The organism is Streptomyces sp. cmx-4-9, from assembly GCF_046548835.1.
In the GTDB taxonomy this organism is placed as follows: domain Bacteria; phylum Actinomycetota; class Actinomycetes; order Streptomycetales; family Streptomycetaceae; genus Streptomyces.
On the sequence record NZ_JAEBEE010000002.1, the window covers coordinates 463,838 to 480,446 of the forward strand.

The 16,609-nt window shown below is 74.1% G+C and carries 15 protein-coding genes; 7 read left to right on the plus strand and 8 right to left on the minus strand.

The genetic code is table 11. The features are described 5' to 3' along the window. The first annotated feature begins 171 nt into the window (after positions 1–171). Both ACLJTM_RS08160 and ACLJTM_RS08165 read left to right on the plus strand, forming a co-directional pair. A complete protein-coding gene (locus tag ACLJTM_RS08160) occupies positions 172–3,750 on the plus strand; it encodes a CDP-glycerol glycerophosphotransferase family protein (RefSeq protein WP_411102751.1) in 3,579 nt (1,192 codons plus the stop codon). A 136-nt stretch (positions 3,751–3,886) separates the two neighbouring features. Then, positions 3,887–4,369 carry a VOC family protein gene (locus ACLJTM_RS08165; protein WP_411102752.1) on the plus strand — a complete coding sequence of 161 codons (483 nt, stop codon included), beginning with the start codon at positions 3,887–3,889 and terminating at the stop codon, positions 4,367–4,369. Between the two features lie 45 nt (positions 4,370–4,414). On the opposite strand, the gene ACLJTM_RS08170 is transcribed toward ACLJTM_RS08165, so the two are convergent. Beyond that, a complete protein-coding gene (locus ACLJTM_RS08170; protein WP_411102753.1) occupies positions 4,415–5,140 on the minus strand; it encodes an SIR2 family NAD-dependent protein deacylase in 726 nt (241 codons plus the stop codon). Between the two features lie 161 nt (positions 5,141–5,301). On the opposite strand from ACLJTM_RS08170, the gene ACLJTM_RS08175 reads away from it, so the two are divergent. Further along, on the plus strand, positions 5,302–5,739 hold the full coding sequence (locus tag ACLJTM_RS08175; protein ID WP_411102754.1) for a hypothetical protein: 438 nt from the start codon (positions 5,302–5,304) through the stop codon (positions 5,737–5,739). Positions 5,740–5,825: 86 nt separating this feature from the next. After that, the gene (locus ACLJTM_RS08180) at positions 5,826–6,698 is read left to right on the plus strand and encodes a GNAT family N-acetyltransferase (protein WP_411102755.1); all 873 of its coding nucleotides are present in this window, start codon (positions 5,826–5,828) and stop codon (positions 6,696–6,698) included. A gap of 75 nt (positions 6,699–6,773) precedes the next feature. Here ACLJTM_RS08180 and ACLJTM_RS08185 read toward each other — a convergent pair whose 3' ends face one another. From ACLJTM_RS08185 to ACLJTM_RS08195, 3 genes are all read right to left on the minus strand, one after another. Beyond that, positions 6,774–7,217, minus strand: a complete 444-nt coding sequence (locus ACLJTM_RS08185; protein ID WP_411102756.1) for an SSI family serine proteinase inhibitor — start codon at positions 7,215–7,217, stop codon at positions 6,774–6,776. Between the two features lie 265 nt (positions 7,218–7,482). After that, positions 7,483–7,944, minus strand: coding sequence for a Crp/Fnr family transcriptional regulator (locus ACLJTM_RS08190; RefSeq protein ID WP_411102757.1), 462 nt, complete (start codon positions 7,942–7,944; stop codon positions 7,483–7,485). A 150-nt stretch (positions 7,945–8,094) separates the two neighbouring features. Further along, the gene (locus tag ACLJTM_RS08195) at positions 8,095–8,397 is read right to left on the minus strand and encodes a hypothetical protein (protein WP_411102758.1); all 303 of its coding nucleotides are present in this window, start codon (positions 8,395–8,397) and stop codon (positions 8,095–8,097) included. Between the two features lie 395 nt (positions 8,398–8,792). Here ACLJTM_RS08195 and ACLJTM_RS08200 point away from each other — a divergent pair, with 395 nt between their 5' ends. Further along, positions 8,793–11,525 carry a LamG-like jellyroll fold domain-containing protein gene (locus ACLJTM_RS08200; protein ID WP_411102759.1) on the plus strand — a complete coding sequence of 911 codons (2,733 nt, stop codon included), beginning with the start codon at positions 8,793–8,795 and terminating at the stop codon, positions 11,523–11,525. A gap of 107 nt (positions 11,526–11,632) precedes the next feature. On the opposite strand, the gene ACLJTM_RS08205 is transcribed toward ACLJTM_RS08200, so the two are convergent. Then, a complete protein-coding gene (locus tag ACLJTM_RS08205) occupies positions 11,633–12,088 on the minus strand; it encodes a GNAT family N-acetyltransferase (protein WP_411103270.1) in 456 nt (151 codons plus the stop codon). Positions 12,089–12,538: 450 nt separating this feature from the next. Further along, entirely contained in the window at positions 12,539–12,994 is a 456-nt protein-coding gene (locus tag ACLJTM_RS08210) for a hypothetical protein (protein ID WP_411102760.1), read from the minus strand. A 122-nt stretch (positions 12,995–13,116) separates the two neighbouring features. Between ACLJTM_RS08210 and ACLJTM_RS08215 the strand changes: the two genes are divergently transcribed. Then, a complete protein-coding gene (locus ACLJTM_RS08215; protein WP_411102761.1) occupies positions 13,117–13,434 on the plus strand; it encodes a hypothetical protein in 318 nt (105 codons plus the stop codon). Here ACLJTM_RS08215 and ACLJTM_RS08220 read toward each other — a convergent pair. Both ACLJTM_RS08220 and ACLJTM_RS08225 read right to left on the minus strand, forming a co-directional pair. Beyond that, complete coding sequence (locus ACLJTM_RS08220) at positions 13,386–14,036, minus strand: adenylate kinase (protein WP_411102762.1); 651 nt, start codon at positions 14,034–14,036, stop codon at positions 13,386–13,388. The two genes, ACLJTM_RS08215 and ACLJTM_RS08220, sit on opposite strands and share 49 nt — an antisense overlap. A gap of 9 nt (positions 14,037–14,045) precedes the next feature. Next, positions 14,046–14,912, minus strand: coding sequence for a MerR family transcriptional regulator (locus ACLJTM_RS08225; protein WP_411102763.1), 867 nt, complete (start codon positions 14,910–14,912; stop codon positions 14,046–14,048). Positions 14,913–15,796: 884 nt separating this feature from the next. Here ACLJTM_RS08225 and ACLJTM_RS08230 point away from each other — a divergent pair. After that, entirely contained in the window at positions 15,797–16,585 is a 789-nt protein-coding gene (locus ACLJTM_RS08230) for a peptidoglycan-binding domain-containing protein (protein ID WP_411102764.1), read from the plus strand. Positions 16,586–16,609 lie beyond the last annotated feature (24 nt).

Genomic DNA, 16,609 nt, shown 5'->3' on the forward strand with positions numbered 1-16,609 from the left:
CGCGTCCTACCGCATCGTCCGGGTGGCGGACGGCTTAATTCTTTGCCGTCCGCCCCGGTGATCAGGCCGGGTATGACCGGGATAGGGGGATTTTATGAATCCGTTACAGAGTAGGATGCTGTCATCAGCTGATCATCGATAAAGCATAAAACGCTGGAGAACTCGCCACCCATGCCCCCGCGCCTGAGCATCGTCGTCCCCGTCTACAACGTCGAGCTCTATCTCGACGAGTGCCTGGAGTCCATTGCCGCCCAGACCTTCGAAGACTTCGAGGCCATCCTCGTGGACGACGGGTCCACGGACACCAGCGCCGTCATAGCCAAGGCGTTCGCGGCCAAGGACAAGCGCTTCCGCGTCGTCATGCAGGAGAACGCCGGCCTCGGCGCCGCCCGCAACGTGGGGGCCCGGCACGCGGACAAGGACAGCGAGTACCTGGCCTTCGTCGACAGCGACGACACCATGCCGGACTACGCGTACCAGCGGCTCATCGACGCCCTCGACGAGACGGGCTCGGACTTCGCCGGCGGCAACGTGAAGCGCTTCCGCTCCGTCGGCATGCAGCAGTCCTGGGGGCACCGCGCGGCCTTCGCGAAGACCCAGCTGAAGACCCACATCTCCAAGTTCCCGGCGCTGGTCACCGACCGCACCGCGTGGAACAAGGTCTACCGGCGCACCTTCTGGGACGAGCACGGCTTCCAGTACCCCGAGGGCATCCTCTACGAGGACGCCCCCGTCAGCATCCCGGCGCACTACTTCGCCTCCAGCGTCGACATCATCAGCGACTGCGTCTACCACTGGCGGGTCCGCGAGACCGGCGAGCGCTCCATCACCCAGCGCTCCACCGACCCGGTCTCCCTCATCGACCGCGTCACCTCCGTCCGCCTGGTCCGCGAGTCCCTCAAGGCCAAGCAGGGCGCCAAGTACGAGCGCTACCTCCGCGACTACGACTACAACGTGCTGAGCGAGGAACTCCCGCTCATCTACAAGTACGTCGGCGAGGGCGGCCCCGACTTCCGCGCCGCCTTCGTCAAGGAGGTCGGCGGCCTCGTCCGCGAGATCGGCACCGGCCCCTGGTCCGACCTGACCGTCGCCGACCGCCTCAAGGCGTACCTCGCCCGCGAAGGCCGCGTCGAGGACTTCATCGCCCTCCAGGACCACCAGCGCGACTTCCACTACAGCGTGCCGGTCAAGGGGCTCGCCCGCCCGCAGGCGGACTACCCCTTCCTGCACGGCCGTCCGCCGGTCCCCGCCAAGATCCTCACCCTCGGCCCCCGCGAACGCCGCGTCGTCAGCCGCCTGGAACAGGCCGCCTGGGCCGACGGCAAGCTCCTCCTGCGCGGCTACGCCATCCCCGGCCACCTCGGCGCGGAAAGCCGCCTCGGCTCGCGCAAGATGCTGGTGTTCCGCGAGGGCGGCAAGCGCCGCCGCTCCGTCGTCAGCGCCCGCACCGTCGCCTCCCCGATGGCCTCCGTGAACGCCCCGCACCTGGCCCTGAGGCACGCGGGCTGGGCCGGCTTCACCGCCGTCGTCGACCCCTCGGTCTTCCAGTCGGGCGGTGCCTGGCGCGACGGCACCTGGACCACCTCCATCGCCGTCACCGGCGCCGGAGGCCTGCACCGCGCCCGCCTCAAGGGCGGCGAGCACGACACCGGCCAGAACCCGCCCCCGCACTGGGTGGCCCCCGACGTCCGCATCGTCCCCAGCGTCGCCGGCGCGCTCACCGTCCAGGTCGAGGTCGTCCGCGCCCGCGCCCTGGACGTCCGCAAGGCCGGTGACGACGCCATCGAGGTGCGCGGCGAACTCGCCGCCGAGGTCGGCGCCGCAGCCGTCCTCAAGGCCGTCCACGTCACCACCGGCACCGTGCGCACCTTCCCGGTCAAGACCACCCCGGCCGGCGCCGGCCGGACGCCCTTCACCGTCCGCGTGCCCCTCGCCGACCTGGCCGCCGTGGCGGACACCGTGTGCGAGCCCGGTGAATGGTCCCCCGAGCCGTGGAGCCTGTCCGTCTCCGGCGCCGACGGCACCGAGCACCGCCTGGTCCACGACGAGCGCGGCGGCTTCAACGGCCTGGTCCTGCCCCTGCCCGGCGGGGAGACCGGCCGCAGCCTGTACGCCAAGCGCGGCAACACCGGCCACCTGACCCTGTCCGTGCAGCCCTCGCCCCCGCTGGTCGACTCCGTCGAGGCCAAGGACGGCGCCGTCACCCTGAGCGGCCGGTTCGCGGCGCCCACCGACGAGCCCTACGAGCTCGTCCTGCACAACGCGCACGGCGTCGAGTTCAGCTACCCGCTCACCCGGGACGGCGACACCTTCACGACGACCTTCGAGCCGGTGCTCCCCGAGGCCTACGCGGGCCTCACCACGCTGCCCGAGGGCCGCTGGTGGCCCACGCTGCGCCCGGTCTCCCAGGGCGGCACCACCGCCGGCCTGCTCGGCGTCGACCGCGGAGCCCCCGTGCAGATGGGCCCCGGCCTGCTGTTCGCCGGCCCGCACCCCTTCACCACGCGGGGCCGCCGGATGCGCGTCGAGGCGCGGTTCTACGACCGCACGGTGCTGGTCTCCGACCCGCTGCTCAGCCCGCACGACCGCTCCAACTACGCCCAGCGCGTGGCCCGCTTCGAGACCTACCCGGCCCAGCGCGCCCTGCCGGTCAAGGACGTCGTCGTCTACGACACCTTCCAGGGGACCGGCGCCGGCGACTCGCCGCGCGCCATCCACGAGGAACTGCTGCGCCGCGGCGAGAAGCTGGAGCACGTCTGGCTGGTCCGCGACGGCCGCGCCGAGGTGCCGTCGACCGCCCGCGCCGTCCAGTACGACAGTGTGGAGTCGTGGGAACTCCTGGCCCGTGCCCGCTACTACGTGGTCAACTCCAACGTGCCGCGGAACTTCCTGCGCCGCCCCGGCCAGACCGTGGTGCAGACCTGGCACGGCACGCCGATCAAGCAGATCGGCCACGACTACGTCCACGACTACTACTCGAGCCCCGAGGTGCTGGAAGGCCTGGAGCACGACAGCGCCCAGTGGACGCTGCTGGCCTCCCCGAGCTCGTACGCCACCCCCGTCCTGAAGCGGGCCCTCGGCTACCAGGGCGAGGTCATCGAGTCCGGCAGCCCCCGCACCGACGCGCTCGTACGGCCCGACGCCCAGCGGATCGCGGAGGTCCGGCGGCGGCTCGGCCTGCCCGAGGGCAAGAAGGTCGTCCTCTACATGCCCACGTGGCGGGAGAACTGCGAGGGCTTCTCCGGCGGCTACAAGCTGGACCTGCGGATCGACCTGGACCGCGCCCGACGCGAACTCGGCGAGGACCACGTCCTGCTCATCCGCGGCCACCACAACGTGGGCGAGCAGGTCCGCGAGGGAGTCCGCGACGGCTTCGTCGTCGACGTCTCGCGCTGGCCCGACGCCACCGACCTGCTCCTGGTCGCCGACGTCCTGATCTCGGACTACTCCTCCGCGATCTTCGACTTCGCGCTGACCGACCGGCCGATCCTGCTCTTCACGTACGACCTGCAGCACTACCGCGGCACCCTGCGCGGCTTCAACTTCGACCTGGAGGAGAAGGCCCCCGGCCCGCTGCTCGCGGACTCGGACAGCCTGATCGAGGCCGTGCGCGATGCGGACGCGGTCGGGGCGCAGTACGCCGAGGCGCGCGCCGCGTTCCGCGCCGAGTTCTGCGACCTGGACGACGGCGAGGCCACCCGGCGGGTCGTCGACCGGATGCTCGGCGTGACCGGGCCGTCCGGGGAGTAGCCCGGACGGGCGAATTCCAGGCCGGACACGGAAAGGCCCCGGGCCCACCGATGAATTTCGGGCCCGGGGCCGGTCTGTATGTGCGGGACGGCATCCACCGCGGAACCGTCCGTCACGCACTCGCCTGGAGGCAGTCATGAGCAGCAACGGTTTCACCACGTGCCTGTGGTTCGACGGGAACGCGGAGGCCGCCGCCGACTTCTACGTCTCCGTGTTCAAGGACGGCAGGATCGGGAGGATCGGCCGGTACAACGAGGCGGGTCCGGGCAAGGACGGCGAGGTCATGGTCGTCGAGTTCGAGATCAACGGGCAGAAGTTCATCGGCCTCAACGGCGGGCCCCAGTTCCCGTTCACCGAGGCGGTCTCCTTCCAGATCCGCTGTACCGACGACGCCGAGGCCGACTACTACCACGAGGCGCTGACCCGCGACGGCGGGCAGGAAGCGAACTGCGGCTGGGTCAAGGACAAGTTCGGGCTGTCCTGGCAGGTCACCCCGGAGGAGGCCATCGAGCTGATCTCCGACCCCGATCCGGCGCGGGCGGTCCGGGCCACCGCCGCCATGATGCAGATGAAGAAGCTGGACGTGGCGGCGATGCGCCGTGCGGCCGACGGCGCGTAGCCGCCCACGACCCGACGGACCGGCCCGGCAGCGGGCCCGGTCCCGTCATCCGGCGAACCGGGCCAGCAGGGCCGGCAGGGCGGTCCCGATCGGCTCGCGCACGATCTCGTCGGCGAGCGGATCGTACGGAGTCTCCTGCGCGTTCACGATGACGAGCCGGGCCCCGGCCTCCGCGGCCGTGCCCGCGAGCGAGGCCGCGGGCTGCACCTGGAGGGTCGACCCGACCGCGATGAACACCTGGCAGCCCTTGGCCACGGCCATCGCCTGCCCGAGGACCACCGGGTCCAGGCGCTGCCCGAACATCACGGTCGCGGGCTTGAGGATCCCGCCGCACCGACGGCAGGGGGGATCCGGCTCCCCGGCCGCGACCCGGGCCAGGGCCTCCTCCATGCCGGAGCGCTCGTGGCAGGCGGTGCACACCACGGACCGGGCGGTGCCGTGCAGCTCGAAGACCTTGCGCGCGGGCATCCCGGCGAGCTGGTGCAGCCCGTCCACGTTCTGGGTGAGCACCCGTACCGGGGTGCCGGCGCGCTCCAGCTCCGCCACTGCCAGATGCGCGGCATTGGGCCGCGCCCCCAGCGCGGCGACCTCGGCGCGCATCAGCCAGGCCCGCCGCCGGATCTCCGGATCGGCCATGTAGAAGGAGTACGTGACCAGCTTCTCGGCGTCGGGGTCCCGGCGCCACAGCCCCTGCGGGCCCCGGTAGTCCGGAATACCGGACTCCGTGGACATCCCGGCCCCACTGAACACTGCGACGAGCGGCTTCCCCATGCGCCGACCCTACGCAGGGCCCCGGCGCGTGCGCGACCGCATATTCCGGGGCCGTGCGCGGGGGCCGGGGAGACGTTTCCGCGGTGAATCCGGACCACCACTGGAGTGAGATCCGGCCCGGCTCCCTCCGGCCGGCCCGGTACCCGGGTACAAACCGGAACATGAAGCTCATGCCGTACGGCCTCGGCGTCCTGCCGCTCACCCTGCTCGCCCTGCTGGCCCCGTCCTCCGCAGCCGTTCAGGCGGCCCCCGGAGCGGCGCCGGCCCCGGTCTCGCACCGGCACTCCGCCGTGGAGATCAGTCGCTTCCTCACCTCCTTCTACGGTCTGCGCGGCCCCTCCGCGTACGACCGCGAGCACCGGGTCTCGCAGCTGCTGAAGGACAAGCAGGGCGAGAGCGAAGGGGCCGACGTCCTGCTGTGCGCGCAGAACGCGCCGCGGGGCATCGCCGTCGGCCCGGTCACCGTGGCGCAGTCGGCCGGGGTCGGCTGGGCCACGGTCACCACGCTCTGGGACGCGGGGGCCACCGACACGTTCACCGCGTACGTGCGGCTGGACTCGCTGCCGATCCGGCTCGACGACGTGATCTGCGCGGGCTGACCGGCGCACCGGCCGCCGCCGACGGTCGGCCGGCGCCCTGCTCGGCCCCCTGCACGGCCCTCCGTCCGTCTGCTACAACACCGGACATGAGGGGATTCGAGATCACCGGCGCCGGCGGCGCCGACATGGAGACGATCCGCGCGTGGGCCGACGAGGAGGGCTGGAATCCGGGGGACTCGGACCGCTTCGCCTTCGCGGTCGCCGATCCGGAGGGCTTCCTCGTCGGCAGACTGGACGGCGAACCGGTGAGCTGCATCTCCGCCGTGCGCTACGGCTCGGACTTCGGCTTCATCGGCTTCTACCTGACCCGGCCCGCGGTACGCGGCCAGGGTTACGGGATGCGGCTGTGGCAGGCCGGGACGGCGCGCTTGGCGGGGCGGCTGATCGGCCTCGACGGAGTCGTCGACCAGCAGGAGAACTACCGCAGGTCCGGGTTCCGTCGGGCCTGGAACAACGTCCGCCACGAGGGCGTCCCCCGGGGAGCGGCGGATACCGCGGCCCCTGGGGCGGACGGCACGCCGGCCGGGGTGGAACTCGTCGATGCGGCCCTCCTCCCCTTCGGTCAACTCGCCGCCTACGACCGCCGGTTCTTCCCCGCACCGCGAAACGCCTTCCTCTCCGCCTGGACCGGTCTGCCCGGACGGACCGCCCTGGCCGCCGTCCGCGACGGGCGGATCGAAGGGCTCGGCGTCATCCGGCCGTGCAGCGGAGCCTCCCGGATCGGCCCCCTGTACGCCGCCGGTCCGCAGATCGCGGCCGCCCTGCTGCGGGGACTGGCGGAGCACGCGCCCGACGGCCTGGTCGCCGTGGACGTGCCGGACGTGCATCCGGCGGCCACCGCCCTGGTCACCGGCCTGGGCCTGGCCCCCACCTTCGAAGCCGCCCGGATGTACACGGGGCCGGCGCCGGACCTCGACCTGGCGGGGCTGTACGGGGTCACCAGCCTCGAACTCGGCTGACGGCGGGGCGGTGTGCGAGGGGCCGGCCTGCGGCGGTCGCCGCAGGCCGGCCCGGCTCAGACCCCTGACGCAGGATCAGAAATCGAACAGTATGCCCGAGGTGCTCCGCAGGCCGCACGGATTGCCGAAGGTGTGGTCGTAGCTGAGGCGCCGTCCCTGCCACACCCCGTCGGCCGTCACGGTCATGGGGTTCCACTCCCTGGTGCAGGCGGCGTCCGCGGCAGGCGCCGTGAGGGCGTCCATGCGGGCCGCGTGGGCCCGCAGCTCCGTACAGGCCGCGACCGGGTCGGGGTGCGTGCCACTGGGCGCCGGGGCGCAGACCAGCGTGACCGCGCGCAGCACCGTGCCGGAGTCGGCGTCTGCGCCCGCCGTCACGGAGAGCACCAGTGCGGACGGTGCGTACAGACTGGCCGTCCCGGAGGGCGCCGCGCCGGCCGTTCCGGGCCAGGCCAGTGCGGTGAGCGCGGTGAGCGCCATGGCGGCGGAACCGAGCCCGAGACCCCTTGCGATGGACCGCATTTCGAACACTCCCTTGGGTGGTTGTTTCGGATAGCGGACAGAGTCTTGCCGACACGGACGGTGAACGCCCGTACGCACATCGCATTCACGTCACTCCGCGTACGCGCATGCGTGCAGACCGGAGCGATGGCGCGGGCCTGACCTGTGGGGGAGCGGGCCGCCTAATCGGCCGAACACCGACCGGGAACCCCGCCCGGGACGCGCCCCACGCGGCTCCGCCACACCAACGGGGCTTCCGGGCAGTCTGCGGACGCGGGTCAGCGGGTCAGCGGGTGGCGGCGGAGCGGGGCGCGTACAGGTCCAGCAGCCGGGTCCGGGTCTGGTGCAGCCGCAGGGCGAGGACCCGGCCCACCCAGTGCCCCACCGCCGAACCGAAGACGGGATCGGCGTCCATCAGCATCCGCACGGCCGTGCCGTCGAACTCGTACGCGCGCACCGGCGTCATCGCCTCCGCGCTCAGCTGCCACACGTACGGCGGGAACAGCCACGACCAGCCCACCAGCTCACCGGACCCGAGGTTCTCCACCGGGGTGGGCCGGCGGCCGGGCACCGGGACCTGGAGGGTCACGGTGCCGGAGCGCACGATCCAGAAGGACGCCGCCGCCTTGCCCTCCTCGAAGATCTGCGCGTTCTCCGGGAAATTCACCAGGCGGGCCTGCGACATGAGCCGTTCACGATGCTCGGCGGACAGGACTGCGGCGATCCGGATGGGAGAAGGTGTGCTCACGACGGCCTCCGATCACGACCCCCCAGAAGGTCCTGCTTCCCCCAGTGTCGCCGACGGGCGCCGAAAGCAGATGCTCCGGAGCAGGCGGCGTCCCGGCGTGCCGGGACGGGGCGGCCTCCCCGGGCGGTCCGGCGGGATCCGGGAGGGGCTTCAGTCGTCCGCGTTCGCCTCCAGGCAGGCGAGCTCCATCGCGTCCAAGACCGCCTCGTGGCTGCGCCGGCTCAGTTCGGCCACGTTCTCGATCTGCGCCGTGGTCCAAGCGGCCAGGGTCATGACCAGCACCCTGAGCCCGTCCGTGCCGTGCTCGGCCAGGATCGCGTCCGCCATGAGCATGGCATCCTCCGGCACCTGTTCGGCGGGCTCCAGGCCGACGAGGCCGCGCAGCATGGTCAGGGTGCGGCGGGAGATCTCCGGCGTCATCCTCGCCAGCCGCATGTCCTCTTCCTCGTCCATCCGCCCCACCCTCCGCTGCCCCGTTGACGGTCCCCTGAGGGCACGGTAGAGCGGCGCGGGCACGAGCGGGGTGCTTTCGCCAGGGTGCACCCGCCGGTGCGGCACGGGCCCCGGGCGCGCCGGCACGCCGCGAGGCGGCGGAGAACCGCCGTCGTGCGGCTTCGCCCGCCGCGGCAAACCGGCCGCCGGAACCGGCCCGGACCGACGGGGCCGCCCCCGGATGCGACCTCTTCGGTATCCGATGCGTCAAATGTCATGAACGTGGCCGTGAACCCCTCTAAGGTGCGCCCGTATGCATGACTGCGGACGGCCATCCGGCTGATTCCAGCCATGCAAGGCACCGGCCGCGAGCCACCCGGCGACCCGGCCGTACCGCTCACCGAACTGGGGGGTTCATGCGTAGATCCAGAGGGCTGGCGACCGCTCTCGCCCTGTCCCTGGCCGGAACCGGCACCGCCGTCGGCCTCGGCCTCGTCCCGCAGGCGGCGGCCGTCACCCCGCCCGTCGCCTTCACCGCCGACGCCCTGCCCACCTGGCAGCCCAACGGCGTCGTCTGGGCCCTCGCGGAAGCGGGCGGCCAGGTCTTCGTGGGCGGCACCTTCTCCGCCGTACGGCCTCCGGCAGGCGGCGCGGGAAGCGAGCAGCCGGCCGTCAACTTCGCGGCGCTCGACGCCGCGACCGGCGCGCCCACCTCCTGCACACTGTCCTTCACCGTCGGCGGCGGCACGGCCACCGTCCGCGCGCTGACCCTCTCCCCGGACAAGGAGACCCTCTACGTCGGCGGCTACTTCGGCGCCGTCAACGGGACCCCCGTCTCCAGCCTCGCCGCCGTCGACGTGGCCACCTGCACCGTGAAGACCGGCTTCCGGCCCGCCTTCGCCGCGACCGTCCGCGCCCTCGCCGTCACCGGTGACACCGTCTACGCCGGCGGGGACTTCCTCTCCGTCGCAGGCCAGCCGCGGGCGCGCTTCGCCGCGGTCGGCGCCGCCGACGGGGCGCTGAAGCCGTTCACCGCCGACGCCGACGAACCGGGCCGCGCCGTCGACGTCACCCCCGACGGCAGCAAGGTGGTCCTCGGCGGCGACTTCTTCACCGTCAACGGGACGAACACGCACGCGCTGGCCGTCGTCGACGCGACGAGCGGCGCCCTCACCACCGCCTACCCCGGCTTCATCGAGACCAACTCCGTCGTCAAGGACATCGCGACCGACGCCACCGGCTTCTACACCGCCAACGAGGGCACCGGCGGCGGCGTCTTCGACGGCCGGATCGCCCTGAACCTCGCCGACTTCGGCCAGCGCTGGCGCGACACCTGCCTCGGCGCCACCCAGGCCGTGCTCCCGTACCAGAGCGTCCTCTACAGCGCCTCGCACGCACACGACTGCTCCAGCGTCGGCGAGTTCCCCGACGGCCAGCGCCACCACCTGCTGGCCCAGCCGACCACCGGAACCGGCAAGCTGGGCTGGGCCCCCGACACCAACGACGGCATCGGCGAGGGCATCGGCCCGCGCGTGATGACGGTCGGTTCCGCATCAGGCGTCCAGTACCTGTGGGTCGGCGGGGAGTTCACCACCGTCAACGGGGCGGCGCAGCAGAGCCTCACCCGGTTCGCCTCCACCGGGGACACCGGAGCGCCCACCGTGCCCGTCGCCGGCGCCGTCAGCTTCAAGCCCGGCGAGGCCCAGGTCCGCTGGCGCACCAGCCTCGACCTGGACGACAGCGCCCTCACCTACCGGATTTACCGCAACGGCGCGGCCACCCCCATCGCCACGGTCACGGCCGACTCGCTGTTCTTCCGGCGTCCCCAGGCCTCCTGGACCGACACCACCGTCGTCGCCGGCCAGTCGTACACGTACCGGGTGACGGCCACCGACGCCGCGGGCAACGCCAGCGCCCTGTCGGGGACGGCGAACGTGACCGTCCCGACCTCGGTGGACGGCTACCCGAACCAGGTCCGCACCGACGGGGCCCAGCAGTTCTGGCGCTACGACGAGTCGGCCGCGCCCTTCGCCGCCGACTCCTCGGTCAGCGGCAACCAGAGCGGCGTGCACCTGAACGGCCCCGCCCTGCGGCAGTCCCCCGGCGCGGTCTCCGGCCCCGGCACGGCCATCGGCTTCGACGGCACGGACTCCCAGGTCTACGGGGACAAGCGGCAGAGCGTCGGCAGCACCTACTCCGTCGAGACCTGGTTCAAGACGAACACCACCCGCGGCGGCAAGCTCGTCGGTTTCGGCAACAACCAGGACCGCACCAGCAGCCAGTACGACAAGCACCTCTACATGACCAACGACGGCCGGCTGGTCTTCGGCGTCTACACCGGCGCCACCCGCACCATCACCACCGGCGCCGCCTACAACGACAACACCTGGCACCACGCCGTCGCGACCCAGGGACCGGGCGGGATGACCCTCTACGTGGACGGCGTGCAGCGGGGCACGCTGAACGTCACCACGCACGAGAACTTCGCCGGCTACTGGCACGCCGGCGGCGACAACCTGAACGGCTGGCCGGACCGGCCGACCAGCGACTTCTGGGCGGGCCAGCTCGACGAGACCGCCGTCTACCCGACCGTCCTCAGCGCGGCGCAGGTGCAACACCACCACACCCTCGCCTCCGCCCCCGCCGACACGGTGGTCCAGGTGACCGCCGCCGAGGACACCTACGCCAACGCCGGCGCGCCCGGCACCAACTACGGCACCTCCGGCTCCCTCGCCGTGCGCGGCACCTCCTTCTACGCGAGCTACCTGCGCTTCACCCTCCCCGCCGCCCCCGCCGGCACCGTCCTGAAGGCGGCCATGCTCGGGGTCAAGACCAGCACCATGAGCGGAGCCGGGACCACCGACACCGTCTCGGTCCTGCCCGTCACCGGAGCGTGGACGGAGAACGGAGCCACCTACACCAACCGGCCGGCGCTCGGCGGCCCGGCGCTGGGCACCTTCGCGGGGATCCCGGACGGCTCGGCGGTGCACACCAGCGTGCTGAACACCCAGGCCGTCGCCGCCGCCCTCGGCAGCAGCTACGCGCTGGCGCTGAGCAGCACCGGGACGGACGCCCTGTGGCTGTGGTCCTCCGAGGCGCAGGCCAACGAAGGGACGCCGCAGCTGACGCTCACCTTCGGCGCCCCCTGACCGCGGGCTGAAGCCCGAACGCACGCAGGGGCGCGGACCGCAGGGTCCGCGCCCCTGCGTGCGTCCTGCCGCCCCACCCCGGTACGCCCCCGCGGCCGCCGGACCCCTCAGGACTCCCAGCGGACCTCGCCGTCCTGACGGTGCCGGGTGGGGTGCAGCCCGCAGGCCGCTGCGACGGCCCCCGAGGCGGCATGCTCCGGGTGGACGTGCGCGAGGATGCGGCCCACCGGCAGCCCCCGCAGCCAGTCCGTCAGCCCCCGAGCGGCTTCGGAGGCGACACCGCGGCGCTGCCACGGCGACCCGACCACCCAGGCCACTTCCGCGTACGCACGGTCCGCGGCGACGGTGGCCTGCACCGTCCCCACCAGCCTTCCCCCGGCGCGCAGCCGCAGCGCCCAGTTGCCCCAGACCACCGCCGGGTCGGGTGAGCCGGCCGCCAGCCGCGCATACCGGGCGCGCAGCGCCCGCGCCGACTGCGGTGCGCCGCCGATGAACGTGTGCAGGGCCGGATCGTCCAAGACCCCGGCCAGCTCCTGGGCGTGCTCCGGGCCGAGCACCGGCAGGTCGAGACGGTGCGTGGCGAGCGCGACGGGGACGGGCGGCGCGGACGCCGCCGCGCGGACCTTCCCGGCCGCACCGGGGCGGGGCACCCCGTCCACGGACAGGCAGATCCCGAACACCCGGTCGTGGCCGGTCCAGCCGTTGACCACGCCCCGGTTGCTGCCGATCTGCACGCGGCGGCGCGCCGCGTCCACCGCCAGGACCAGGTGCAGGTACACGGTCCCGTGGACACGGGCCAGGGCGATGTCGCCGGGCTGCAGGCGCGCCGCGTCGACCGGGCCGACCCGTACCCGCTGCCCCGAGCGGACCAGCGGCGTCATGGAGCCACCGGTCGGGCGGAACTCCACGGTCTCTCCCCGGCCGGCCCGGTCCGCCATCATGTCGAGCATGCCCATGGGAGGAGTCTGCCGGGGCGGCGCCGGCGGGGCCACCGAATAGGGGCCGGGGCCCGTTCAGCGCGGCGGCTCCACCTCCAGGAACCGGCGCCGGCGCGGACCGCGGTACAGCAGGCACTCCCACCCGAGCCGCTCCAGCACCGCGGCGCAGGCCGCCAGCCGTTCCTGTTCCTCCGCGGCGGCGCCCGAACCGGGCGGACCGAGCCAGGTCACCTCGGTTCGTCCGGGCTCCGCGCCCGGGGCCACGCGGTACCCGCTCCGCACCCGGCGGCCCTCCGCGTCCACCGCCGACGCCGGGATCCCCGAGGCCTCCAGCGCCAGGGCCACCGCGCGCGGTGCCTGCCGCAGCTCCCAGGCCGCCGGAACCGCCGTCCCCGCAGGGCCGTTGACCAGGCGCCGGATCTGCAGCAGTCCCTCGTACGCCGTGCGCAGCCCGGCCGCGCGGGCCCCGCCGGACGCCACGGCCGGGCCGTCTCCGGTCGCCGGCTCGAAGCCCTGACCCGGTTCCGTCATCCCCGCCACCCGCCCCTTCGCCCCGCTCGCCGTCCGTCCCTGCCGATCTGAGTACCCCGTACCCGCCGGCCTGAGTACCCGCTCCGATCCCCGGCTGCTGCGCCGCTGGTCGAATGGGGGGCATGATGCACGAAGCCCCCTCGGGCGCGCCCCGCCCGCGCATGCAGCACGTGGCCGCCGCCGGGTCCGCCCTGGCCGTCGCCCTGGTCCCGCTCGTGGTCGGGGTGCTGCTCGCGAAGGGCCTCGCCGCGGACCCCACGGCCCCGGTCAACGCCCTGATCACCGGGGGCGGCCAACGGGCGGGCCTGCCGCGGGCCGAGTGGCGCCGGCGGGGCCGCGCCACCGCGCAACGGCTGCGGACGGCCCGCCGCGACACGCTCCGGCGGTGCGCTCACATCCGCGGGGTCCCCCGCCCCGGCCGGGGAGCCCCGTCGTCCTGAGTCCCGCAGCCCCGAGCTCCGTCGTCCCGAGTCCCGCGGCCCCGAGCCCCGTCGTCCCGGACCGGGCCGCCGTGCGGGGCGTCGCCCTGGGCGCGGACCCAGGCCGCGGCGGACCGGGGCGAATGCAGCCGGACCACGTGCAACGGCGCGAACCGCGGGTCCCCGGCCCGCCGCAGGATTTCGGCCCGGCGCGCCCCGTACTGCGTCCAGGCCCACCAGGCGGGGTGGTCCGCACGCAGCCATTCCCGCCAGGCCTCCCGGTTCCCGCCGAACAGCCGCTCGCGCAGCAGGCTCCGGCGCAGCGACCGCAGCAGGACCCGCCGCATCACGACGTGCCGGGGGTGGTCCAGCCACACCACGGTGTCGGCCCGCTGCCACAGCAGGTCGCGGACCTCCGCAGGGCCAAAGGAATCGAAGACCCAGCTCTCGCCCCGGGCCAGCCGGGCCGTGTCCTCGGCGAAGTCCGGCCGGAGCGCCCAGCCCGGCCCGGCGAAGTGCAGCGCGTCGAGTTCGTGGAAGGGCAGCCCGAGCCGCCGCTCCAGGGCGCGGGCCAGCGTGGACTTGCCGGCCCCGCTGATCCCGACCACCAGAACGCGCTGCATCCGCGCAGGCTACGGCTTGTCGGGCGCGGCGGCGAGCGGCTGCTGGAGTTCGGTGACCCACTGGTCGGGGTCGTCCGGGCAGGCCAGCGTCAGCTCCCGGGCAAGGCCGCAGGAACGCTCCCTGTTCGTGTCCATCCACCGGGCCAGGGCCTGGGCCGTGGCCAGGACCCCGTCCATGGCGCCCCGGTGCACCGCGGTCGCGGCCCGCTCGACCCCGGGCAGCGTGGTGATCCGCACGTCACCGCCCAGGTCCTCGGCGCGGACCGAGGACGCCACGGGGAGGCCGGCGCGCACCAGGATCGCCCCCGTACCGTCGCCGGACCCGGTGCCCGCCGCAGGCGCGTCCTCGTACGCGGCGGTGCCGGGGCCGGTCGCGACCACCCCGGCGGCCTCGAACCGGCGGCACAGCTCGTCGTAGAGCGGGCCGATGACCGGACCGATGTCCTGCGGGGCGAAACTCCCCGCGACTGCGGTCAACTCGGCGAGCCGGACGGGCGGAAGGCTCTTCACGACGATCTCGATGGCAGACATGGAACCCTCGTTCTCGATGGTCCGGAGCCTCGCCTCGACCTGCCGCAGCCCGGCGGTCGCCGCGGCCACCTCCTGCTCCAGCTCGGCCTGCCGCAGGCGCAGCATGCCGCGCAGCTCCCCGGCGCCCACCCGCTCGTCGAGGACGGTCCCCACCTGGTCCAGGCTGAAGCCGAGTTCCCTGAGCGCGATGACACGGTTGAGGCGGGCGAGCTGCCCCGCCTGGTAGAAGCGGTAGCCGGTGAAGGGGTCGACACGTGCCGGGCGCAGCAGTCCGATGGCGTCGTAGTGGCGCAGCATGCGGACCGACACCCGGCCGTGCTTGGCGAAGTCTCCGATGGTGAACATGATGCCTTCCAGTGCAGGCCCTGACACGGGGGGAGGGTCAAGCCTCGCACCCGGGCGCGGGCGGCGACCGGCCGGTTCAGCGTCCGTACTGCCGCAGGCACAGGTCCACGATGGACGGCGGTACGGCGCCCTCCGCGGCCGCGCACAACGCGTCCGTGCGGGACGGCAGCCCCGGATGACGCGGCGGGTGGGCGGTCGCCGGCTTGGGCGAACGCACCCGCCGCGGCGGTGTCCCGGGCTTCGCGGAACGCCGCGACGGAGCCCGCTCGGCCGCGCCGGACGACCGTGGCGGCGCCGTCCGCCGGACACCCGGGTCCCCGCCGGCGGCGGAGCCGGGAGCCGCCTGCACACCCCGTCCGGTGGCCGGGGCGGGCAGGGTCCCCAGGGGCAGGGGCAGGGGCCGGGTCCCCAGCGGCAGGGGCGGGGAAGCGGGTCCGGGCGGCGGCGCATCGGGCGTCCCGACCGGCCGCCCGGGGCCGCGTGCCGGGGCCGGTTCCTGCGGGCCGACGCAGACACAGCCCGCGCTCGCAAGGAGCGCGAGGAGGGAGAGGGGCACGGACCGGCGCAACTGCATCCGACCACCTTGCCGTACGGTCCGGGCCGCCCGGTCCTGCGGCTCACGCGTCCGGGTGAGGCCTTTTTCGGACCTGCCGCCCGGCCGGATCGGGCCGCCGCACCGCGTGAGGGGGACCGTTCGGGCAGTTCGGACATCAGGCTTGACCGGGCTGCGCAAAGGGGACAGAGTGCGCCCGATCACGAACCACCGCATGAGCCGCACCCGGAGACCCAAGATGCCCATATCGGTCCGCTCTTCGCTCGCCCCGGCCCCGTCCGGCGCTTCTCCCGAGCCCGGCGTCCTGCCCCCTGCGGCCTGAGCGGCAGCCGTGTCCCACCGCCCCGAAGAGCGCGGGGCCGCCGACGACCGCTTGCTCGTCCGCCCGTACGTGGTCCCCGCGGCCCGGCCGGCCCGCGCCGGAGGACCCGCCTGGCCGCAGAGCGGCCCCCCGCCGGTGTCCTTCCGTGTCCCCGCAGCCGACCCGCCACCCCCCGCCCCGGCCTACGCGCCGCCCACGCCCCCTGCCGACCGCGGGGCGGACCGCGACGGCCGCCGGGGGCTGCCACGGGCGGCCCTGCTCCTGCTCGCCCTCGGCGCGACCGGAGCCCTGGTGTACCTGCTGAGCGGCCCCGAGAGCCGGGACGCCCCGCGCGCCTCCGCCTCGCCCGGCCTCTCCCTGCCCGTACCCGACCTCCCGGCCCGCAGCCCCGGCGCCGGACCCGCACCCGAGGCCTCCGGCCCGGACCGCAGTGCACCGCCGTCCCCTGCCGCGTCCGCATCCGTGTCCGCCGCCCCGGCCTCCGCCGCCGCGTCCGCACCCGCCGCCCCCTCGGCGTCCGTGTCGGCCGGCGCCGCCGCACCGAAGACCCCGCGCGCCTCCGCGTCGGGCCCCGGCGGGCCGCCGGCGCCCGGGACGCTGCGCATGGGGGACGAGGGGGAAGCGGTGCGCGACCTCCAGGAGCGGCTCTTCGGGCAGGGGTTCACGTACGTGTCCCCGACCGGCGTCTACGACAGTCAGACCAAGCGCGGCGTCGCCCAGCTCCAGCGCGACCGCGGGATCAAGGGCGATCAGCCGGGCGTCTACGGGCCCGCCACCCGGGCCGCCTTCGGCGGCTGACCGGCGAGCCGGCCGCGCTGCGGC